This window comes from Acinetobacter sp. BZX-2, assembly GCF_055179795.1.
The window spans coordinates 425966-447000 of sequence record NZ_CM143686.1; the positions used below are offsets into that span (position 1 = coordinate 425966).

Here is a 21035-nt window from a genome sequence, read left to right on the forward strand (position 1 = left end):
CAGATGGAAGAGGGACTTAGTGTGCTTATTGTTTCAAAAGTTATCTATTCAGAGAAAATAGATGAAAGACCTGAGCCTAGAGATTTGTCCTGTCTTTTGTACAGAAAATATATAGAAAAATAGCAGCAATATTTTGAACACTTAGCCTGAAATAAGCGGCTTCAAGTTTCGCTTATTTCAGAGCTAAGGTATGGATTCATTAGCTTAAATGCTCACCAAAAAGATCCAATGCTTCTTTTGCTGTAAATTGATATTTCTTATTACAGAATTGGCAATCCATTTCGATTGGATTTTGGATCTCTAGTGTTTCTTTAACAGCATCTAGGCCAATTTGAATTAAAGCATTTTTGCACTTATCACGTGAACATGTGCAATTAAACTGCAACTGCTCAACTTCAGGTAAACGAACTTCTTCTTCGTTATATAAACGATATAGAATTTCTTGCGCACTTAAATCTGTCAATTCTTCAGTTTTCAGTGTTTCTGTGAGCATGGTTAAACGAGGCCACAAGTCTTCATCTACACGTTGTTGTTCTTCTTCATTATTACGTGGTAATAATTGAATCAGTAAGCCACCTGAACGCTGTGCAGAACTTGCTAAAACAATGCGTGTTGGGATTTGTGCAGATAAATCATAATATTGCATCAAGCAACCAGCCAAAGTCGGTTGATCTAAAGCAACAATCCCTTGATAGCGTTCACCAAACTCAGGTTCGATATTGATAAATAAAATCGGCTTTATCAAAGAGGATAAGACCGTTCGACTGTCTTCACCTTGCATAAAACGAGGGTCTTCTTCGTAGTCTGCTAAAGCGCGAACATCACCTAAGTGGTTACATTCAGCCATTGCCCATTTAAATGTACCTTCAGCCTGAATTTGTAAGCTGATACGTCCCTTAATTTTTAATGTACTGGCTAATAATGCAGTCGCACTGAGCATTTCACCTAAAAGGATTTGCACAGCAGGTGCATAGCTTCGTTGTGCCAAAATCGTTTGTAGTGCTTGTTCCAAATGCACAACTTCACCACGCACAGGACTATCTTCAATATAAAAACGTTGACGTAAATCAGACATAAAATTCTCCAAATCCCTGCTTAGATGGTGACGATATTTTAAATCACAAGTTTCATCTTATTTAAAAATCATTTTATAGGAAAAAAGCTGATTTTTTATAAGGGTGAATTGTCGTTATCTCGTGTGACATTGATTCGATCCTGATTGCTATGTGACACTTGGATACGTTCAAGCCCAGATTCATCTTGATTTGGATCATCTTTAAATTTGCTTGGGTCTTGAGTCGATGCTTGGCTGTCACTTTCAAATAAGTGTTCAAGTTCTGACAAGAAATTCTTATAGCTTTCAAACACTTTTTGTTCATCTGCATAAATATGCTGCTGTCGGGCTAATAATTGCTCATCGTAGTTTCGAAATATTTCAATACTGTCGTAGGCTTTTTCTTTAGAAAGACCTAATTCACATAGCATGCGATATCCCATCCCTAAAGAAGTCAGATAGGTTTCACGCCAAATATGTTTCACACCTAAATCACGTAATAAATGCGTATGGTGACGATCACGAGCACGGGCTAATAATGTCAGATTTGGATAATTCAAACGAATATGCCGTGCCACATTCATGGAGTCTTCAACATCATCAATGGCTAAAACAAAAACTTTAGCATGTTCAATACCTGCCGAACGCAATAGATCAGGCAAAGTCACATCGCCATAATATAATGTTCCACCATAACGGCGAACAAAATCGATTCTTTGTAAATTATTATCAATCGCTGTGAATTTAAAATGTTGCACACGTGCTAAACGCGCAACAATTTGTCCAACGCGACCAAAACCTGCAATGATTAAGGCTGGATGTTGATTGGGAATATCATCATATTCAGGTTGAATGCCTTTATTTAGCAAGGGAACAATTTTATTATTCACTAACCAGAAGAAGATCGGTGTCATCACCATAGAAAGTGTGACGACTAAAGTCATCGGTTCTATGATGGCTTGAGAAAGGACTTTTTCACTTTTAGCCACATTGAGTACCACAAATGCAAATTCACCACCTTGAGCCAAACACACAGCAACCATAAAACTATTTGACCAACTCATATTTTTAAGGCGCGCGATGATTAACATCACTAGTGCTTTGATCAAGATCAAAGTAAGTGCTCCACCGATAATCAATAACGGCATATCAACAATTAAAGACAATTGTGTGGTCATGCCCACGGTCATAAAAAATAGGCCGAGTAATAAGCCTTTAAATGGCGCAATACTGGCTTCTAATTCATGGCGGAACTCTGAATCTGCTAATAGAACTCCAGTGAGGAATGCGCCAAGTGTGGTGCTGATTCCAATAAAATCCATCAATAAAACAACACCGAGAACGATAAAAAGCCCAACCGCTGTAATCAGCTCAGTTGCACCACTTTTTGCGACAAAGCGGAAAAAAGGTCGCATTACATAACGGCTGAATAAGAATAAGCCTGTGAATGTTGCAATGATTGCAGCAAAGTACGCAATGCCGTGGTGGGTGGACTCACCACCTGCCAATAGCGGAATGACTGCAAGTAATGGAATCGCTGCAATATCTTGAAAAAGTAAAATTGAAAAAGACTGTTGCCCATGCGTGGTATTGAGTTGTTGTTTCTCAGCGAGTAATTGTAAAACAAAAGCAGTTGAAGAAAGGGCGAGGGCAAATCCAATCACGAAGCTTGCAGAGAGAGACTGTTGCAGAAGCAGATACGCTGTTCCCATTAGAACCAAGCCTGTTGCCACGACTTGTAAAGTTCCCATCACAAAAATGGATTGACGCATTTCCCAAAGTCGTTGAGGACGAAGCTCTAAACCAATCAAGAACATCAGTAGAATGACGCCAAATTCGGCAAGATGCATGATCTCTTCAGGATCATTGGCAATATTAAATACGCTAGGGCCAAGAAGAATCCCTGTAAATAAATAACCGAGTACTGTGGCGATCCCGAGTTTTTTACCTAGAGGAACCAGTAATAGAGCTGCACCGAGGAAAATGGTGATTTGTAATAACAGTGACATCCATGCGCCTTTTGTCTTTCTCTTCTATCGAAATTGTAACTTGGTTTTGTGAGCGATTTTGAGCTATTTATGTGGTCATTTTCTTCTAAATCCAGTTGTGATTACTCTCTTTGAAAATGAGTTCTAAACCATTCTGATGCAAAAACAATACTAAGTTACTAACTCAGTTCTTGTGGATCGACATCAATGGTCACTTTCATATTCGATGGTTTTTGATGCAAAAGGTTTTGCCACCATTGACGAATATAGAAATGCATTTTTGCACGATCTTGTGATAACAATACAACATGCGCTTGGTAACGACCTGCTTTACGCTCCATTGGCGCGGGAATTGGCCCCCAAATATCAATTAAATTTTCCTCAGAATTTTGTCTAAGTAATTGTGTCATTTCGGTGAGGAATTTTAGATTTTCATCCTGATTTTTAGACTCACAACGAATCAAAATAGCATAACGACATGGGGGTAATAACGCAGCTTGACGGTCTTTTAAGGTTTGTTTGGCAAATGCACGATAATCTTTTTCAATCAATGTATTTAAGAGGGGATGATCTGGACGCAAAGTTTGCAAATAGACTTCGCCTTTCTTTTCACCACGCCCCGCACGTCCTGCAACTTGAATGATTAACTGTGCTGTGCGCTCTGTTGCACGGAAATCAACACTCAATAAACCTGCATCAATATCTAAAATAGCCACCAAGGTTACATAAGGAAAATGATGTCCTTTGGCGAGCATTTGCGTCCCCAATAAAATGGTGGGTTCACTCTTTTGGATTTGATCATAAAGCCGTTGCCAACTTCCAACACGACTGGTCGAGTCACGATCAACTCGTAACACAGGAAAATTCGGAAAGAGTTCATTTAATGTTTCTTCAACTTTAGCTGTCCCTATGCCAATCGGTTTTAATTGGGTTTGATTACACTTAGGGCATGCATCAGGTAAGCGATTAATTGTGCCACAATGATGACAATGTAAATGCTGATAAGGTTTGAGATGCAAAGTAAAGTGCGCATCACAATGTGGACAATTGGCTTGCCAACCACAACTTTCACAAATTAAAACAGGTGCATAGCCACGTCGATTTAAGAAAATTAAAACTTGTTCTTTTTTTTCTAAGCGTTTTTTGATCTCAGCAATTAAAATATCACTTAGCCCATTTTGTTTTTTAGCGACTTTTAAATCGATTAAATGCATTTTAGGCATGACTGCCGAACCTGCACGTTGATTTAATTCGATACGCATGAGCTTTTCTTGACGTGCTAGATAATAGCTATCGATACTCGGTGTCGCAGAACCTAAAATAATCGGGCAATTTTCAAGGTGTGCACGATACATGGCGACATCTCGTGCATGGTAGCGAAAACCTTCTTGTTGTTTGAATGAAAGATCATGTTCTTCATCTAAAATAATTAAGCCCAAATTGGGTAAAGGCGTATAAATTGCTGAACGTGTACCGAGAATGATAGAAGCTTTGCCTGTTTGAGCATGCTGCCAAGCTTGTAAGCGTTTAGTATCGTTTAAGCCTGAATGGAGTAGGGCAATATTGCAATGAAAGCGTGATTGAAAACGGCTAATCGTTTGTGGGGTTAAACCAATTTCAGGCACTAAAACTAGCACTTGTTTGCCTTGTTTTAAGACCTCATACATCACTTGCAAATAAACTTCTGTTTTACCACTGCCTGTTAAACCATCCAATAAAAACGCTTGGTATTTATTTTGCGATTTTAAAATGGTTTGAATGGCTTTCTTTTGATCTTCATTTGGTGTTAAGGGCATTTGTGCCAATTGCACGGGTTCAGGTTTTACATTCTGTTCTTCTAAATCGCAACGAACGATTTCTTTTTTCTCAAGTGCTTTTAAAGTCGCTGTTTCAATCCCACTCAAATTCAGAATATTTTCATGCGTTCCTTGAGGGTGCAATTTTAAAATCTTATAGGCTTCTTGTTGCTTTTCAGAACGTTTTACTTTGTCTTCAGCATTTAAATCCAAGACTTTCCACGTTCGAGCCAACAGGTTATAGGGTTTGCCTTGACGCAATAAAGTTGGTAAAGCTGTTTGAATAACTTCGCCAATGGGAAATTGATAATACTGTGCAGACCATGTCAATAAACTTAAAACTTTACTGTCTAAAATTGCTTGATCATCTAAGAGCTCGGTAATGAATTTGAGTTTGAAATGTGAGTCAATAGGTTCATCAGGTGCAATTTTTTTAACAATGATGCCAACAAGGTTTTGTCTGCCAAATGAGACAGCTACACGTGCGCCAACTTCTGCTTGAGCATATTGTTCAGCGCTGACTTGATAGTCAAAACAGTCGTTCAAATAGACAGGAACAGCAACCTGAATACGGTGAATGTGTTGTGGCGTATCAATTGTGTTCGGCATATAGAATATTCAATGGCTCAGTGATGAAATTGTATCGTGTACAGATTCGGCTTATGTTAGAGTGTGATCATCATTTATAAACATAAATATGAATGATTTTTAGGGTTTGACGCAACAGCGTAATCAAAAAATTTTGGAAAACTAGAGCATAATAATGCCAGCATATCAGTTTACTGCGATAGACACTTCTGGAAAACAGCAAAAAGGTGTGTTAGAGGGAGATTCAGCACGCCAGATTCGCCAACAATTACGGGATAAAGAACTTATTCCTGTAACTGTAGATGCTGTGGAGCAAAAAGACAAAAACAAAACGTCTGGGTTATTTCAACGTAAATTCTCTGCCTATGATTTAGCTTTGATGACACGGCAACTTTCGGTTTTAGTTGCGGCAGCGATTCCTTTAGAAGAGGCTTTACGTGCTGTGGCGAAACAAAGTGAAAAAGTGCATGTGCAAAATTTATTACTCTCTGCACGCTCAAAAGTTTTGGAAGGACATTCTTTAGCACAAGCCATGCAGCAAACAGGAAGCTTTCCAGATTTATATATTGCAACAGTAGCAGCTGGTGAGCGTTCAGGACATTTGGATTTAATTTTAGATCAATTATCGGATTACACAGAAAATCGTTTTGCGATGCAAAAGAAAATTCAGGGTGCCATGATTTACCCGATTATTCTGATGTTTATGTCTTTCGCAATCGTCATGGGTTTGATGACCTATGTTGTTCCAGATATTGTCAAAACATTTGATCAGAGCAAACAGGCATTGCCGTGGATTACTGTGGCTTTAATGAAGGCAAGTGAAATCATTCGTCAAGCTTGGCCATTCATGCTGGTTGCTAGCGTGATTGGAATTTTTCTATTAATACGTTTTCTACGCACGACTGCTGGGCATTATGCCTTTGATCGTTTAACACTCAGATTGCCATTATTTGGTAAATTATCACGTGGTATAAATGCAGCACGATTTGCAAGTACCTTGTCTATTTTGACTCAGTCAGGTGTACCATTGGTGGATGCATTGAAAATCGGTGCAGCAGTCAGTAGTAATTGGGTGATTCGTGATGCGGTGAATATTGCTGCGGAAAGAGTGACGGAAGGTGGAAATCTAGCAACGCAACTTGAGCGTTGTGGTTACTTTCCACCGATGATGGTACAAATGATCAAGAGCGGTGAAGCTTCTGGTGAATTAGACCGAATGTTGAGTCGTGCATCGGATATGCAAGATCGTGAAGTATCTTCATTTATTTCAACCTTACTGGCTTTGTTAGAACCGTTGATGTTGGTTTTCATGGCAGGTATTGTTTTGGTGATTGTGATCGCTGTAATGTTGCCAATCGTCAATATGAACAATATGATCTAAGCGACCTATATTTTATTATTTTTATAACGAAATTTGAGAGAGATTTTGAATGCAACGCATGTTAAATAAAAGCAAACAGTCAGGTTTCACATTAATCGAAGTGATGGTTGTTATTGTGATTTTAGGTGTTTTAGCGGCGTTAATCGTACCCAATGTGATGGGCCGTGGTGAAAAGGCTAAAGTTGATACCACTAAAATTACGTTAAAAGGCGTTGCTGGCGCTTTAGATCAATATAAATTGGACAATGGACATTATCCAAATACCCAAGAAGGCGGTTTAGATGCATTGGTAAACCAACCTGCGACTGCAAAAAACTGGTTACCTGGTGGTTATGTGAAAGGCGGTTATCCGAAAGACAGTTGGGAAAATGATATTCAATACGTGATTCCAGGTTCTGAAGGACGCAAATTCGATTTATATTCTTTCGGTGCTGATGGTAAAGAAGGTGGTGAAGGAAATGATGCAGATGTGTATTACCAACCTTAATTGAAGTTATTTAGAAAGCGATTTAGATTGTTTTTATAGGATTAATCACTTCACTTGATTGAGTTAATAAATATTGAGCGAAGTGATAATCTTTCCTATTTGATTAAAATAATATAAAGTATTGAAAATATTGAATTTTAAAATAATTTTCTGTTTGAGAGTTATAATGAGAATTATTCCCATATTTAATAGTTACAAGAAAGTTAAACTAAGGATAAAAATAGACTTTTTATTTAATAGAAAGCTTGCATAATAGATTCTAAGGTAATTTGAATTACCAAGGAGGATGAGATGAAAGCATTATTATTATCAGATGAAATCAGCCAGTTTCATTGGATGATGCTGAAATCTGTTCTTTTGATTCTGAGCTTATTACCCATTAGCCAATTTTTTATGAATATTTGGCAAGATGCAGATGCAAGCAGCCAAATCATGATTGGTTTTATGGCAATCAGCGTATTTAGTGCATTAACGATTTTAAGTTTTTATAGTGCTTTGAATATGACCGTTGTACATTTAAAAACTGAATTCTCATCGTTATTAGAACAATATATGGTAAAGATTTACCGTTATATTCCAATGCTGTCTTTAGCCGCAATGGTGTCATATTTAGTGACGCAGATTTAAGCTATTATTGATCTGAAAAAACCGAGGATGTCCTCGGTTTTTTGTGTATGGTCATCATATCTTATTTAAAAATATCAATAGTTTCATTCCATGTTGGCAGATGCTCATAATCAGTAGAATCCAAGTAAATTTTTTCCCAATTGGCTTTTGAACTTAAACAAAAATTTAATTGTTGAGTCGGGTAAATTTCGCCGTCAATAAGTCCTAATGGAATCCAAATCAAATGGGTTTGTCCAATCTGGTTAGGTACAGGTGAGCCACATTTTTTACAAAATGATGAGGTAAAACCTGTGTCTTTTTTATATGTAGAAATATTGTCTTGTCCAACCAGCCATTCAAAGTCATTTGCTTGAACTATTGTTGCATGGTTGGCATGTGTACCAGATTGTTTACGACATAAACTACAATGGCATTGATATGTTATTTCAATTTTTTTATTGACCTGAAAATGTATTGAGGCGCATAAACATTGTCCTTTTAGCATGATCTTTTGTCCGTTTTGTGTGAAGTTGTTGTTATAAAATTTATTTAGAATAAATGTGAATGAACGATAAAAACACGAATGGTGAAGCGATGCAACAGATCGAATGGAATGATTTTTTAAAAGTAGAATTACGTGTAGGAAAAATTATTCAGGCTGAGGTTTTTGAAAAAGCGCGCAATCCTGCTTATATTTTACATGTCGATTTTGGTGAAGAGCTTGGTATTAAAAAATCCAGTGCGCAGATTACCAATCTTTATCAGCCCGAAAATTTGATTGGAAAACTGGTCGTTGCTGTGGTGAATTTTCCAAAAAAGCAAATTGGCCCAATTCAGTCTGAGTGTTTAGTTACAGGTTTTCATAATAAGGATGGATATGTAGCGTTGTGTGTCCCTGATTTGGATGTGCCTTTGGGGACGAAATTACTTTAACGTCAGTTCGGGATAAACTTTGATCTAAGTTATTGAAAAAATAGATCAGGCACAGCGGAGTCTTACCATTTACAATCAGATGTAAGGATTAACCTTCGGTTCGACCTGAGAGGTATTACCTCGCAAGGCTTTCGGGAAAAGTAGGCAAAACCATTTGTCAGTCGCCAACTCGACAGATACTATCTAGTCCCTAATATATCGCAAAAACAGTATATTACAGATGTAGTCCTGCCTCGAACAATGCGACTGACGTTACCGCGTATCATATAGTTGGGAGCAATTTTATCTCGAACTCAGGTTGCTTTAGTTTTTTTATTTAATTTCAATTCTGAATCGATCCTCTCGCCTCTAAAAAAGGAGAGAGGATTTATGTGAATTAACGTCTAGATTTAAAGCTAATATCAACTTTTTTAGGACGATAGATCCATCCTAAAATCAGTAACAATAACGAGAAGCCTAGAATTGGCCAATCACTTAAACGGGTATATAAGGTTTCGCCTTGCATAGCTGGTAATTCGCCACGAAGTACGGCCTTTTTGTCTACAGGTGCTTGCTTGACGATATGACCATTGTGGTCAATAAATGCTGTCACACCTGTATTGGTTGCTCGAATAAACCAACGCCCGTTTTCTTTAGCACGCATCTGCACCATTTGAAGATGTTGCAAAGGGCCTGCTGTACCCGTAAACCATGCATCATTGGAAACAGTCACCAAGAAATCACTATTGATTGCATTGCGACGTGTAAGGTTCGGATAGGCAACTTCATAACAAATCGCCGCAGCAAGGTGATGTCCTTTAATATTAAATGGTTTTTGATCACTTGCACCACGTGAAAAACCACTCATGGATGGATCATTTTGTAAGGCAGGAAGTACCCAGCTTAATAGGCCTGATAATGGAATATATTCACCAAATGGTACAAGGCGTTGCTTTTTATAAAGCCCAGAAGAATCAGCACCTGAAGCCATCATACTGTTGTAATACATTGGATAGCCATTTTGTTGAGACTCTTTTAAGTCCCAATAGGGGATACCTGTGACCCATGCTGTTCCTGAATCTTTGGCTTGTTGATCCATAAGTTCCAAAAACTGTTCAATATCTGTTTGGAACAATGGTATTGAAGATTCTGGCCAAACAATTAGATCACGTCCCCATTCGGTACGGCTAAGATTGATATAAATTTCAAGGGTTTTAACTTGGTATTCAGTCAACCATTTTAAATCTTGTGGAATGTTACCTTGAATGAGTGAAACTGAAAGTGGCTTCTCTGCTTTGGGTTGTACAAAAGTGATATAAGAAGCACCCCATGCACCCAGTAATAACAAGGCAGATGGAACGATCCAAAACACTTTTTTATTCAAGATTTCAACCAGTGCTGTGGCAAGCAGAATGACCACAAAGGAAACGGCAAATACCCCAAAAAGAGGAGCGTAGCCATCTAAGAAGCGCTCTGTAAAGGCATAACCTGCAAACAACCATGGAAACCCTGTAAAGACCCATGTTTTAGACCATTCAAATAACACCCAAAGTGGTGCGAAGGTGAGTGGTGTTTCAGGAAAAAATCGTCGATATACCCAAGTTTGGATTGCAGTAAAAAGCCCCATTAAAAGTGCCATGATGACAATCATTAAGACACTTAAAACCGCATTGGTATCGCCATAAACATGGATAGATGTGTAGAGCCAAAAAGCACCGACAAACCATAAGCCAAAACCATAACTCCAACCTAATGCAAAAGCTTGCTTAGGCGATTTTCCCTTTAAACATGCATAAAGCAATGCAGGGGACAAAATGGCTAACCACCACCAATAATAAGGTGCTAGTGCCAAGCTAAACACCGCTCCCGAAACCAGTGAAATGATTAAAGGGAATATAAAAGGAAGCTGTGCTTGTTGTTGTGATGGATTTAGTCGCTTGTCGAAGAATGCTATCATTTACGTACAGCTCGAATCAGATGAATAGTGCGGACATCTGCTTCAATAATGGTAAATTGCCAATCATCAAGCTCAATCACTTGACCTTGTAGATCACTCACTAAACCAATTTCTTGAAGCAATAAGCCGCCAACAGTTTCTACTTCATCATCAGAAAAATCAGCATCTAAAACATTGTTAAAATGTTCAATTGGTGTAAGCGCTTGCACAATCCATGTGTTGGGTGTGCTATGTGATTTATCTGGAATAATAAATTGAGCTTCTTCATCGACATTGTCATGCTCATCTTCAATTTCACCGACAATCTCCTCTAAAATATCTTCTAGAGTGACCAGCCCAGCGGTTGAGCCATATTCGTCAATCACAATTGCAATATGCGTTTGTGTATTCTTCAACATTCTTAAGACTTGGTCTGAACGAGCGCTTTCTGGAACAAATAAGGGTTGGCGCATTAAAGAATGTACATCGACCACAGATGAACGATCTGTTAAAAAGGGTAAAAGATCTTTGGCTAATAAAATACCAACCACATTTTCAGGTTGATCTGCCGAGAATACAGGGAAACGTGAATGCGCAGATTCAATAAGAATATCCAAAATATCTAATAATTGATCATCTTCTTGTAAGCTTACCATTGCCGTTCGTGGCGTCATGACTTCACGAATCTTGGTTGCTGGAAGGTCTAATACGCCTTCTAACATTGCCACTGTGTCAGGTTCTAAAAAACGACGTGAATCTTGTACTAATTTTAACAGTTCATCACGGGTTTCGGGTGCAGTACCTAACCATTTGCGTAAGCCACGCATTCCCCATGATGGGCCTGATTCCTCGTGCATGATCTTTCCTAAAGACGCTGAATATCTAATAAATGAATTTTTATCATACCGAAGAAAATGCAGATGTCTATCTCTTAAAGTGATGAATCTATGCATCATATAGCAATGGACATACAAGTCTTATCGATTATTCGAGTTTATGTTAAAATTTGCGCTCTATTTTTCCCGTTTTGAGAGCCTAGCATGTCTGAACAGTTGCCTACACCGAGCATTCAGTTAAATACTCGTGGTTTGCGTTGTCCTGAACCTGTGATGATGTTGCATCAAGCAATCCGTAAATCTAAATCAGGTGATGTGGTTGAGGTGTTTGCAACAGATAACTCTACATCATGGGATATTCCTAAATTTTGTATGCATCTTGGGCATGAATTGATTTTACAAGAAGAGGTCTTGGATGATGCTGGAAATAAAGAGTTTCATTATTTGGTGAAGAAGGGCTAGTGAACCAATTGTAAAGGTGATTGGGGATGCGAAAACAAGAATTTGAAGTGCATCTGACTGCCGATTTAGATCGTAGCTCTATTTTTTATCATCAGTTTAAAATGCTATGTATGCAGTTAGAGGCAAAGCCACTTGAAATTATACTTGCACGTGGTGAGTATCCACAGCAAATGATGTTATCTAAAGTTGTTTTGGGAATAGATTTAGCATCTATTCTTATGCAATTAGATACTTGGATTGAAGAATTTAAACAACACAATATCCAGATTATTAGAATAAAAGTTGAGGTGCCATTTCAGATTCAAAATAATCAACTAAATCAAACTATTGATTATTATGAATGGCATGCATTGATTGAGTATCACGATTCTTTAGCACTTAAAAAGCTGTGTGATACACATCATGTTCATCTTTCTTATAATGCTTTAAAGCAACATGAGAATTATCGGTTTTTGACACTGCGTGAAACGGGTTTGGCAGCAAATTTTTTAACACGGTTGCAGAACGTGAAAGCTGAATTATTCAATCAAAATAGAATAATTATCAAAGAGCGGTTGGAAAGTTGTATTTATGATACAAATGTTATTTTAGATCGTGGTTGGCTTCTTGCTAAGTAAATAAGAAGAATGATGATGAATGAAATTACGCAACGGGCTTATGAAGGACTGATTCGACGTTCAGCGCAAAGCCATAAATATTTTCCGTTTATGCTCAAAGGTAGTTTTTTAACACGGCAATATTTCCCTTTACATATTGAACGTAAGCCACAAGATTTGGACTGGGTATGTTTAGAGCCATTGGTTGATCGTCATGACGCTAAAAATCATCTAAAGGATTGGATACATTATTTAACGACTGTAGAACTAAATGACGAAATCCGTTACACCTCATTTTCAAAAGATAACTTTTGGTGGGAGTTGGATTATGTTATGTCCGAAGATTTTCCCACGGTCAGTACACATCTCTCAGCGTGGGTAGGGGGGCAACAAATTGAATTAGAGATAGATGTTTCATTTAATCTTGAAATTCATGATTTTTATGAAAATTTAACGTTCCATCCTTTATCGGGTCATAATTTTAAATTGACGCAGACACCATCTCTTGCAACTCAAATAGCTTGGAAGTTACATCAATGTATGGTGAATCCGCGTTTTAAAGATATATTTGATCTGACTTATTTGCTTAGACATACTTTTTTTCAAGATATTTTTGCACAATTATCAGCAGTGAAAACTTTAAAAGCTGAATGTGAGCGAGATGGGATTTTACTTTCTGATCATTTAAGTGCTAGTAAGTTAATTTTACCAGAGGCGCGTAGAACACTTGCGCAGCATTGGAAAAATGAAAGAGTAGGTTTTAACTTTACTGACTTAAAGAGTATTCCTGAATCATTTGAAAACTTTTGGAATCATTTTACGCAAGCATTAATTGATACTGAGTTTTTAGAATGTATAGATAGTGAGTAATAAAAAATCCCTTCACAATGAAGGGATTTTTTATTAAAAATAAATTACATATTCGGGTAGTTTGGACCACCGCCACCTTCTGGTGTTACCCAAATGATGTTTTGTGAAGGATCTTTGATATCACAAGTCTTACAATGTACACAGTTCGCTGCGTTGATTTGGAAACGCTTAGAACCATCATCATTTTCCATGATTTCATAAACACCAGCAGGGCAATAGCGTTGAGCAGGCTCATCCCATTTTGGCAAGTTAACACGAACTGGAATCGTAGGATCAATCAACTTCAAATGCGCAGGCTGATTTTCTTCATGTACTGTATTGGATACAAAAACTGAAGATAAACGGTCAAAAGTTAATTTACCATCTGGCTTTGGATAGTTTGGTTTGAATGTAGCAACATCTACAGTTTTCAATAAGCTGAAATCAGGTGCTAAATCATGCAAGGTAAACGGTACTTTAAAGACATTTTGATCGATAAAGTTAAATGCACCACCCATCCATAAACCAAATTTATGCATTGCTGGGCCAAAGTTACGAGAGCGATATAGCTCTTCTTTTAACCAGCTGTTTTCGAATTTGTCAGTATAAGCGGTCAATTCTTTAGCAAAGAAATCTTCGCCTTCAGTGACACGTGCAATGGCTAAATCACCACCTTTACCAACACCTGCTTGAATCGCTTCAAACACAGCTTCGCCACACAACATACCTGATTTCATGGCAGTGTGAGAGCCTTTGATTTTGGCAAAGTTCAAGAAACCTGCATCATCACCAATTAAACAACCGCCTGGGAAGGTCAATTTAGGTAAAGAGTTTAAGCCGCCTTTAACAACAGCACGCGCACCATAAGAAATACGCTTACCACCTTCAAGATACTGCTTAATCAGTGGGTGTGTTTTCCAACGTTGCATTTCAGCAAATGGATACATGTGTGGGTTTTCGTAAGATAAATCAACGATCATCCCCAATGTTACTTGGTTATTTTCTGCGTGATATAACCACCAACCACCAGAAGAACCTGTTTCAGCTAAAGGCCAACCTGAACCATGCATCACCAAACCTGGTTTATGTTTTGCAGGATCGATTTCCCAAAGTTCTTTAATACCAATCCCGTAATGTTGTGGATCAGCTTTTTCATCAAGATTGTATTTTGCAATCAGGCGCTTACCTAAATGACCACGACAACCTTCTGCAAAGATTGTGTATTTAGCATGCAATTCATAGCCAGGTGTAAAGTTATGAGTTGGTTCGCCATCTTTACCAATGCCCATATCACCCGTTTGGATGCCTTTCACCGTACCATCTTCATGGTAAAGGACTTCGGCAGCAGCGAAACCTGGGAAGATAGAGACTTCTAGTTCTTCAGCTTTGGTTCCTAACCAACGAACAACATTACCTAATGAAATGACATAGTTGCCATCATTGTGCATCGTCTTCGGCACCATCCAATGCGGAGCTTCTTGAGACTTTTCAGCAGACATTAAGAAATATGTTTTGTCTTCAGTTACAGGAACATTTAAAGGCGCGCCTTCTTCTTTCCAGTTCGGGAAAAGTTCATTCATGGCACGTGGTTCAAGTACAGCACCAGAAAGGATATGCGCACCAACTTCAGAGCCTTTTTCAACCACACAAACAGAAAGGTCTGGAAGGTTGTTTTCAATCGCTAATTGACGAATTTTAATCGCAGTAGAAAGACCAGCAGGGCCTGCACCTACGATGACTACGTCAAACTCCATCGATTCACGTTCGATGTGTTCCATGTAGGACTCCTCATATTTCAAAGGGTGGCAACCGTATACATTTATTGAAAATAATAAAGCGGTGCTGCCGTGAGTGTTCTAAAAATTCCGTGATACGAATTAAGGCTCGTATCGATAATATATTTTGCGTTAGTATAGTTTCAAACCTTGATCTAGCCAATTGGCTGAGTCGTCTTATTTTTTAGTCAGCAGGGTATAAACCATGGTAAATCAAAATAATTCAACATCAGAGGTTCAAAATCAGTCTAGTGCTGATAATAAAAACTTAATGAGTATTGCACAATACTTAAAAGATGCACACTCGGGTCACAAAAGGTCAATTCCACCTTTAGAGCAATGGCATCCAAAGCATTGTGGCAAAATGGATTTGAAGGTAAAAGCCAATGGGGAATGGTGGCACGAAGGTCAATTGATTAAGCGTCAAGCGCTTTTAGACCTGTTTAGTAAAGTGTTGTGGAAAGAAGCAGGTAAGTTCTACCTTAAAACCCCTGTAGAACAGATTGAAATTGAGGTTGAAGATGAACCTTTGTTGGTCAATCAGGTCGATCAAATTGATATTGACGGGCAGTCTTATTTACAACTGATCACAACCAACCAAGATATAGTGATTGTGGATCAAGAACATCCTATTTTCATGCGTGATTTTCAAGGCGAAATGCGTCCTTATGTACATGTGCGTTTTGGAATCAACGCACTGATTCAAAGGCAAGCTTTTTTTCACTTGATTGAATATGGTGAATTACTTGAAAATGAACAAGGTGACACCATTTTATCTCTACAAAGTGGTGATTTGCACTTGCAATTGGGCACTTGAAGTTTAAGCTTATTAATTATTTTTGACTCATACAAATAGTGGATCAAATGAGCGCCATTCTCCCTTTATATCCTTTAGAAAACCCAATGCCAAAAGCTTCGGCAGATGCACCTATTGGTATTTTTGACTCAGGAATAGGTGGTTTATCCATTGCTCAAGAAATTGCGAATTATTTGCCGAATGAACATTTTGTCTATTATGCAGATACGGCACATGTGCCTTATGGACCGCGTTCAGATCAAAATATTCGTGAGTTAACGGCCAATGCAATTGAATGGCTATATCGCCGAGGGTGTAAAGTTGCAGTTGTAGCGTGTAATACGGCATCTGCATTTAGCTTGGACTATTTACGTGAGCACTATGGAGAAAACTTTCCGATTATTGGTTTAGTCCCTGCTTTAAAGCCTGCGGTACTACAAAGTAAAAGTAAAGTCGTTGCTGTTTTAGCGACACCTGCTACATTTAGAGGGCAATTGATTAAGGATGTGATTCAGCGTTTTGCGGAGCCGTCTCAAGTTGAAGTTTTGAATGTAACCTGCTTAGACCTTGTGCCGTATGTGGAAGATGGCTTGCACAATAGTCCAGAATGCAAAGAAAGTTTAAAGCGAGTTCTAGATCCGATTGTCGATAAAAATGCAGATCATTTGGTTTTAGGCTGTACACATTACCCATTTTTAAAATCAGCAATTCAATCTTTATATGAAAATCAATTGACTCTGGTGGATTCTGGTTCGGCAGTGGCACGACAAACGGCACGTATTTTACTTAAAAATGAGTTAATATCGAAAACGATCTCAAATGATAAGACTCGGTTACGATGTTTTGTTAGTGGGCAAAATGCAAAAGAGTTAGAAAACGTTTTAAAACATTTAATTCAACCAGAAATTACATGGTCAATAGAAAATATTGTTGATAAACTCATCTAATTCTTTCAATATTGAATAGATTTTTAAATTTTTAATATAAGTGTAGGGCATATTACTCCGATAATAATTCATGGAAGAATTAAACGAGTAATATGACAAGAATGGGTTGACCTATGCTCGATAAACGTTATCAAGTTTTTATTACTACATCTGGCAAAGATATGCAGCCAGAACGGATGGTTGTTTCACAAACACTCATTGGTATGGGGTTCTTTTCTTGGGGATTAGAACAACGCACACCATTGAGTACTGCTTTTGCACGCCGTCAGATTGACGATTGTGATTATGTCTTATTGCTTCTCGGTAGTCAGTATGGTGAGCAGTCTGTTTCTGGTGTGAGCTATATGCACTTGGAATATATTTATGCAGTGACCAAGCAAAAGCCGATCATTGTCTTTATGCATGAAAATCCAGATGCACGTGAAGCCCATTTACAAGATGAAGCGCATCTTCTAAAAGAAAAATTTAAAGATTTTAGACACCAACTTCAAAAAGAAGTTGAACAGGTTGTAACCTATCGGACATTGCGTGATTTAGAGTTGGCTGTGCGTTCGTATATGCCGCAAATGCTAGAACGTTATCCCGTTGTTGGTTGGGTGAGACCACAAAATATTCAAGTTTTACAAGATGAAATTGATCGTTTAAAAGCCAAATTGGCGCAAGTGACTGTTGAACAAGGCAAGAATGAGTCTGATCCATTTTTAACTCTACCTAAAGTTTCTTTGCATGAAGCATTTAGTTTTGACTATCGAATGCATGCTTATCAGGACGGTAATTTCAAAGAATTGTCTCCTGTTCGTGAAATGACTTGGGCAGAATTATTAAAGATTTTATCGATTGAATTCCGACGCCCGACGCCTGAAGATTTCTTTTCTAAGGTGTTGAATGAATATTTAAATAATACAGGCTTAACAGATGCTCAAGTTGTTATGCCTAGAGCACATGCTGTGTCTAGAGCTCAAATCAATATTCGTTCTTTACATACCATTAAACAGCAGATGCGCCAAAATGATTGGATTACCCCAGTAGGTCGCGATGATCGTCAACGTATGTTATGGCAGATGACTGAAAAATGTATCAAACTATTGGAAAGTTATCAGCGAATTGGTCAACGCTCATCAATCTTTTAATTGAATAAGCAAAGATATTTGATTGTAGAAGGTTATCTAGAATTTTGTTTGGTAGAAGACTCTGCTAAGCTAAGGTCTAGATTTCGATCTTGTTCAAATTGAGTAAAAATGTCTATATCTAAACCTAAAGTTTTGATTATTTTAGCAAATCTTGGAACTCCAGATGCGCCAACCGTACCTGCGGTACGTGCTTTTTTAAAGCAGTTTTTATCTGATCAACGGGTTATTGAAATTCCTAAGCTGCTTTGGGCATTGATTCTACATGCTTTTGTTTTACCCTTTCGCCCGAAACGTGTTGCAGAAGCTTATGCACAAGTTTGGTCAAACGACTCTCCTATGCGAGAAATTCTATTTGAACAAGTTGCTTTGTTGCAAAAAAGCTTACTGAGCCGCAATAGTGATTTAGAGTTAGATATTGTTCCAGCCATGACTTATGGTCAGCCAGGAATCGATACTGTGCTCAAAGATGCATCGCACAAACTGTATGATCACATTATTCTTTTGCCTTTATTTCCGCAGTATTCCGCGACATCAACAGCACCGTTATATGATGCTGTGGCGCAATGGTTATTGAAACAGCGGAATATACCGGGCTTAAGTTTTATCCGTGATTATTATCAACATCCGCTTTATATTCAATCACTTGTAAATAGTGTGCGAGATTACCAACAGCAACATGGTCAGGCTAAAAAATTATTGATGTCTTTTCATGGTATTCCTCAACCTTATGCAGATAAAGGCGATCCTTATGCAGATCGTTGCCGAGTAACAGCATTTAAAGTTGCGCAAGCATTGGGTTTGGCTGATGATGAATGGGCAATCAGCTTTCAGTCTCGTTTCGGTAAACAAGAATGGGTCAAGCCTTATACCGACCAGTTATTGCTAGAGTGGGCAGAGTCTGGTGTTGATTCTGTGCAAGTACTTAGTCCTGCATTTTCTGCGGATTGTCTAGAAACTTTAGAAGAGCTTGCCATTCAAAATGCTGAATTATTCTTAAGCAAAGGTGGTCAATCTTATGCTTATATTCCTGCTTTAAATGGTCGCTCTGATCATATTCAATTATTTGAAAGTCTTCTTCAGGCGCAATTAGATACAGTGCGATCTAATTTGGCGGTTTGATATTTTCAGAACTTTCTTGAGGAAATTATTATGTTGCAAGTCAAAATTGTCCCAGTTACTGCATTTGCGCAAAATTGTTCGATCGTTTGGGATTCTGAAACAAAAGAAGCGGTATTGATTGATGCAGGTGGTGAGCCTGAAAAGTTGAAACAAGAAGTTGAAGCACTGGGTTTAAAGGTTAAAGCTTTGTGGTTAACCCATGGTCATTTGGATCATGCAGGTGCGGTGGGTGCATTGGTGAAGGAGTGGAATGTTCCAGTGATTGGGCCACATAAAGAAGACTTGTTCTGGTTGGATATGATCCAAGAGGTCTCGGCTCGTTATGGTTTTCCAGTTCCAGAGCCTGTTCATGTAGATCAATGGCTCCAAGGTGGTGAAAAGCTAACTTTAGGTGAAGAAGAATTTGAAGTGCGCTTCGCGCCGGGTCATACCCCAGGTCATGTCATGTTTTATAATGCTAAATATGGCGTGCTTTGGACGGGTGATGTGTTGTTCAAAGGATCGATTGGGCGTACAGATTTTCCGAAAGGTAATCATCAACAGCTTTTAGATTCAATTCAACGTGAATGTTTTAGCTTACCTGATGAGACACAGTTTATTTCTGGACATGGGCCGATGAGTACCATTGGCTTTGAAAAACAGCATAATCCATTTGTTGCAAGTAAAGCAGGTTAAGTATTTATTGGTGATTAAGGGGTTATTGATTTGAATAACCCCACATAAAAAATGGTTCTAATCTGTATTGAGGATTAGAACCATTTTTTATCTGAAGAACGAAATAGCGGAACGAGTTTGTTAGACATAGATGAAGCCATATCCACACCATAATTGTTGTTGCTACAGGATTGGAATTTCAAGCAAAAGGATCAAACAAATGATCTTTCATTTCCAATCTAAGGATAAAACTTGCGATTGCGAATAGACCAGCGATCGAAATCAAAGCAGTATCTAAGTTATACAGTCCTAGCAAAAAAAACACGGCACCCATAACGATAAATACACTCATTATTGTTTTAAAAGTTATGTATAGTTTCACTTTTAATACTCTCTTTTGATAAATAATTGGCATTTTTATCTTTAAGTGAGTGATTATACATAGGTTAAATTTTTAAAACAATTATGTTAAGTCAAATTAAAGTATGAAAATTTCAGTGTCCTCTGAAAGGGTTGCTTACTTTATTTTTGGTTTCTAGTGTAATTAATACAATAGAAATAGCGAATAAAATTCCTACAAAGATAAGTGATAAATCAAGTGCATAAATGCCTATGAAAGTGAAAAATATGCACAATAGAGATAAAATAATACTCAATATTTTTAGACCTATATACATTTTATAACTCCTACCTACGCTTGAGTTTAATGATGAATTGCTATAATTAGCTTTATAGTTAAAATGTGATAACAGTTTAACATTATCACATTTTTTTGATCTCGTTAAAGTAGCTATTTATTATGAATAGTATATGAATTATGTATTTAATGATGACGTAAAGTGAACGATGTTCAGTTTATGTCATGATAAACTTATCTTTAAAAATTGTAAGAAAATGATAAGAAACTTATAAAAATTATAAATCTTCTTCTTGAGGGGCATCTTCGGTAGGCAGTTTATAATCTTCATTTGCCCATGCACCTAAATCAATCAGTTTGCAACGTTCTGAGCAAAAAGGCCTAAATTCATTATTTTCCCATGTGGTTGGCGTTCCGCATCGTGGGCATGGGAATGATTTAGTCATGTTGAAATCCTCATTTTAAAAGCAAAATTCGTGAAGAGTT

At 37.8% G+C, this 21035-nt stretch carries 20 protein-coding genes; 12 read left to right on the forward strand and 8 right to left on the reverse strand.

All coding sequences use genetic code 11. The features are described from left to right. Nucleotides 1–199 precede the first annotated feature (199 nt). From hslO to ACY45D_RS01910, 3 genes are all read right to left on the reverse strand, one after another. A complete protein-coding gene (gene hslO, locus ACY45D_RS01900; RefSeq protein WP_463108218.1) occupies nt 200–1075 on the reverse strand; it encodes an Hsp33 family molecular chaperone HslO in 876 nt (291 codons plus the stop codon). A gap of 95 nt (nt 1076–1170) precedes the next feature. Then, nucleotides 1171–3063 carry a monovalent cation:proton antiporter-2 (CPA2) family protein gene (locus ACY45D_RS01905; protein ID WP_463108219.1) on the reverse strand — a complete coding sequence of 631 codons (1893 nt, stop codon included), beginning with the start codon at nt 3061–3063 and terminating at the stop codon, nt 1171–1173. 158 nt (nt 3064–3221) lie between these two features. Then, on the reverse strand, nt 3222–5447 hold the full coding sequence (locus ACY45D_RS01910; protein ID WP_463108220.1) for a primosomal protein N': 2226 nt from the start codon (nt 5445–5447) through the stop codon (nt 3222–3224). Between the two features lie 154 nt (nt 5448–5601). Here ACY45D_RS01910 and gspF point away from each other — a divergent pair, with 154 nt between their 5' ends. The 3 genes from gspF to ACY45D_RS01925 all read left to right on the forward strand — a co-directional run bounded on the left by gspF (nt 5602) and on the right by ACY45D_RS01925 (nt 7921). Continuing rightward, nucleotides 5602–6807: a type II secretion system inner membrane protein GspF gene (gene gspF / locus ACY45D_RS01915; RefSeq protein WP_463108221.1), complete on the forward strand. Its 1206-nt coding sequence runs from the start codon at nt 5602–5604 to the stop codon at nt 6805–6807. A 49-nt stretch (nt 6808–6856) separates the two neighbouring features. Beyond that, complete coding sequence (gene gspG / locus ACY45D_RS01920; RefSeq protein WP_010111810.1) at nt 6857–7294, forward strand: type II secretion system major pseudopilin GspG; 438 nt, start codon at nt 6857–6859, stop codon at nt 7292–7294. Nucleotides 7295–7585: 291 nt separating this feature from the next. Next, complete coding sequence (locus ACY45D_RS01925; protein WP_463108222.1) at nt 7586–7921, forward strand: hypothetical protein; 336 nt, start codon at nt 7586–7588, stop codon at nt 7919–7921. A 61-nt stretch (nt 7922–7982) separates the two neighbouring features. On the opposite strand, the gene ACY45D_RS01930 is transcribed toward ACY45D_RS01925, so the two are convergent. Then, nucleotides 7983–8405, reverse strand: coding sequence for a GFA family protein (locus ACY45D_RS01930; protein WP_463108223.1), 423 nt, complete (start codon nt 8403–8405; stop codon nt 7983–7985). An 89-nt stretch (nt 8406–8494) separates the two neighbouring features. Here ACY45D_RS01930 and ACY45D_RS01935 point away from each other — a divergent pair, with 89 nt between their 5' ends. Continuing rightward, nucleotides 8495–8833, forward strand: a complete 339-nt coding sequence (locus ACY45D_RS01935; RefSeq protein ID WP_463109400.1) for a tRNA-binding protein — start codon at nt 8495–8497, stop codon at nt 8831–8833. A 376-nt stretch (nt 8834–9209) separates the two neighbouring features. Here the strand turns inward: ACY45D_RS01935 and lnt are convergent, their stop codons facing one another. Beyond that, the gene (lnt, locus tag ACY45D_RS01940) at nt 9210–10769 is read right to left on the reverse strand and encodes an apolipoprotein N-acyltransferase (protein ID WP_463108224.1); all 1560 of its coding nucleotides are present in this window, start codon (nt 10767–10769) and stop codon (nt 9210–9212) included. Further along, a complete protein-coding gene (locus ACY45D_RS01945; protein ID WP_463108225.1) occupies nt 10766–11605 on the reverse strand; it encodes an HlyC/CorC family transporter in 840 nt (279 codons plus the stop codon). Before ACY45D_RS01945 ends, lnt begins: the two co-directional genes overlap by 4 nt. 183 nt (nt 11606–11788) lie before the next feature. Here ACY45D_RS01945 and tusA point away from each other — a divergent pair, with 183 nt between their 5' ends. The 3 genes from tusA to ACY45D_RS01960 are packed head-to-tail and all read left to right on the forward strand — an operon-like array spanning nt 11789 to nt 13512. Then, a complete protein-coding gene (gene tusA, locus ACY45D_RS01950) occupies nt 11789–12046 on the forward strand; it encodes a sulfurtransferase TusA (protein ID WP_463108226.1) in 258 nt (85 codons plus the stop codon). Between the two features lie 26 nt (nt 12047–12072). Beyond that, nucleotides 12073–12663, forward strand: a complete 591-nt coding sequence (locus tag ACY45D_RS01955) for a hypothetical protein (RefSeq protein WP_463108227.1) — start codon at nt 12073–12075, stop codon at nt 12661–12663. 15 nt (nt 12664–12678) lie between these two features. Further along, nucleotides 12679–13512 (forward strand): nucleotidyl transferase AbiEii/AbiGii toxin family protein, encoded by an 834-nt coding sequence (locus ACY45D_RS01960; protein WP_463108228.1) that lies wholly within the window; start codon nt 12679–12681, stop codon nt 13510–13512. A gap of 44 nt (nt 13513–13556) precedes the next feature. Here the strand turns inward: ACY45D_RS01960 and ACY45D_RS01965 are convergent, their stop codons facing one another. Continuing rightward, entirely contained in the window at nt 13557–15269 is a 1713-nt protein-coding gene (locus ACY45D_RS01965; RefSeq protein ID WP_463108229.1) for an electron transfer flavoprotein-ubiquinone oxidoreductase, read from the reverse strand. Between the two features lie 202 nt (nt 15270–15471). Between ACY45D_RS01965 and ACY45D_RS01970 the strand changes: the two genes are divergently transcribed. The 5 genes from ACY45D_RS01970 to ACY45D_RS01990 all read left to right on the forward strand — a co-directional run bounded on the left by ACY45D_RS01970 (nt 15472) and on the right by ACY45D_RS01990 (nt 19933). Continuing rightward, nucleotides 15472–16083: a DUF1285 domain-containing protein gene (locus tag ACY45D_RS01970; RefSeq protein ID WP_463108230.1), complete on the forward strand. Its 612-nt coding sequence runs from the start codon at nt 15472–15474 to the stop codon at nt 16081–16083. Between the two features lie 47 nt (nt 16084–16130). After that, nucleotides 16131–17009 carry a glutamate racemase gene (gene murI, locus ACY45D_RS01975; RefSeq protein WP_463108231.1) on the forward strand — a complete coding sequence of 293 codons (879 nt, stop codon included), beginning with the start codon at nt 16131–16133 and terminating at the stop codon, nt 17007–17009. A gap of 113 nt (nt 17010–17122) precedes the next feature. Then, nucleotides 17123–18139, forward strand: coding sequence for a DUF4062 domain-containing protein (locus ACY45D_RS01980; RefSeq protein WP_463108232.1), 1017 nt, complete (start codon nt 17123–17125; stop codon nt 18137–18139). Between the two features lie 108 nt (nt 18140–18247). Continuing rightward, nucleotides 18248–19258, forward strand: a complete 1011-nt coding sequence (hemH, locus tag ACY45D_RS01985) for a ferrochelatase (protein ID WP_463108233.1) — start codon at nt 18248–18250, stop codon at nt 19256–19258. A gap of 30 nt (nt 19259–19288) precedes the next feature. Then, the gene (locus ACY45D_RS01990) at nt 19289–19933 is read left to right on the forward strand and encodes an MBL fold metallo-hydrolase (protein ID WP_463108234.1); all 645 of its coding nucleotides are present in this window, start codon (nt 19289–19291) and stop codon (nt 19931–19933) included. 894 nt (nt 19934–20827) lie between these two features. Here ACY45D_RS01990 and ACY45D_RS01995 read toward each other — a convergent pair. Further along, nucleotides 20828–20995: a DNA gyrase inhibitor YacG gene (locus ACY45D_RS01995; RefSeq protein WP_010111830.1), complete on the reverse strand. Its 168-nt coding sequence runs from the start codon at nt 20993–20995 to the stop codon at nt 20828–20830. Nucleotides 20996–21035: the final 40 nt, after the last annotated feature.

Bases quoted from the DNA above. Each gene is read 5' to 3' on its own strand.
- ACY45D_RS01980 (WP_463108232.1), top strand. From the start codon at position 17,123: ATGCTCGATAAACGTTATCAAGTTTTTATTACTACATCTGGCAAAGAT.
- ACY45D_RS01955 (WP_463108227.1), top strand. From the start codon at position 12,073: ATGCGAAAACAAGAATTTGAAGTGCATCTGACTGCCGATTTAGATCGT.
- ACY45D_RS01960 (WP_463108228.1), top strand. From the start codon at position 12,679: ATGAATGAAATTACGCAACGGGCTTATGAAGGACTGATTCGACGTTCA.
- ACY45D_RS01945 (WP_463108225.1), bottom strand. From the start codon at position 11,605: ATGCACGAGGAATCAGGCCCATCATGGGGAATGCGTGGCTTACGCAAA.
- ACY45D_RS01925 (WP_463108222.1), top strand. From the start codon at position 7,586: ATGAAAGCATTATTATTATCAGATGAAATCAGCCAGTTTCATTGGATG.
- ACY45D_RS01910 (WP_463108220.1), bottom strand. From the start codon at position 5,447: ATGCCGAACACAATTGATACGCCACAACACATTCACCGTATTCAGGTT.
- gspF (WP_463108221.1), top strand. From the start codon at position 5,602: ATGCCAGCATATCAGTTTACTGCGATAGACACTTCTGGAAAACAGCAA.
- hemH (WP_463108233.1), top strand. From the start codon at position 18,248: ATGTCTATATCTAAACCTAAAGTTTTGATTATTTTAGCAAATCTTGGA.
- hslO (WP_463108218.1), bottom strand. From the start codon at position 1,075: ATGTCTGATTTACGTCAACGTTTTTATATTGAAGATAGTCCTGTGCGT.
- tusA (WP_463108226.1), top strand. From the start codon at position 11,789: ATGTCTGAACAGTTGCCTACACCGAGCATTCAGTTAAATACTCGTGGT.
- ACY45D_RS01970 (WP_463108230.1), top strand. From the start codon at position 15,472: ATGGTAAATCAAAATAATTCAACATCAGAGGTTCAAAATCAGTCTAGT.
- gspG (WP_010111810.1), top strand. From the start codon at position 6,857: ATGCAACGCATGTTAAATAAAAGCAAACAGTCAGGTTTCACATTAATC.
- murI (WP_463108231.1), top strand. From the start codon at position 16,131: ATGAGCGCCATTCTCCCTTTATATCCTTTAGAAAACCCAATGCCAAAA.
- ACY45D_RS01995 (WP_010111830.1), bottom strand. From the start codon at position 20,995: ATGACTAAATCATTCCCATGCCCACGATGCGGAACGCCAACCACATGG.
- lnt (WP_463108224.1), bottom strand. From the start codon at position 10,769: ATGATAGCATTCTTCGACAAGCGACTAAATCCATCACAACAACAAGCA.
- ACY45D_RS01935 (WP_463109400.1), top strand. From the start codon at position 8,495: ATGCAACAGATCGAATGGAATGATTTTTTAAAAGTAGAATTACGTGTA.
- ACY45D_RS01930 (WP_463108223.1), bottom strand. From the start codon at position 8,405: ATGCTAAAAGGACAATGTTTATGCGCCTCAATACATTTTCAGGTCAAT.
- ACY45D_RS01990 (WP_463108234.1), top strand. From the start codon at position 19,289: ATGTTGCAAGTCAAAATTGTCCCAGTTACTGCATTTGCGCAAAATTGT.
- ACY45D_RS01905 (WP_463108219.1), bottom strand. From the start codon at position 3,063: ATGTCACTGTTATTACAAATCACCATTTTCCTCGGTGCAGCTCTATTA.
- ACY45D_RS01965 (WP_463108229.1), bottom strand. From the start codon at position 15,269: ATGGAACACATCGAACGTGAATCGATGGAGTTTGACGTAGTCATCGTA.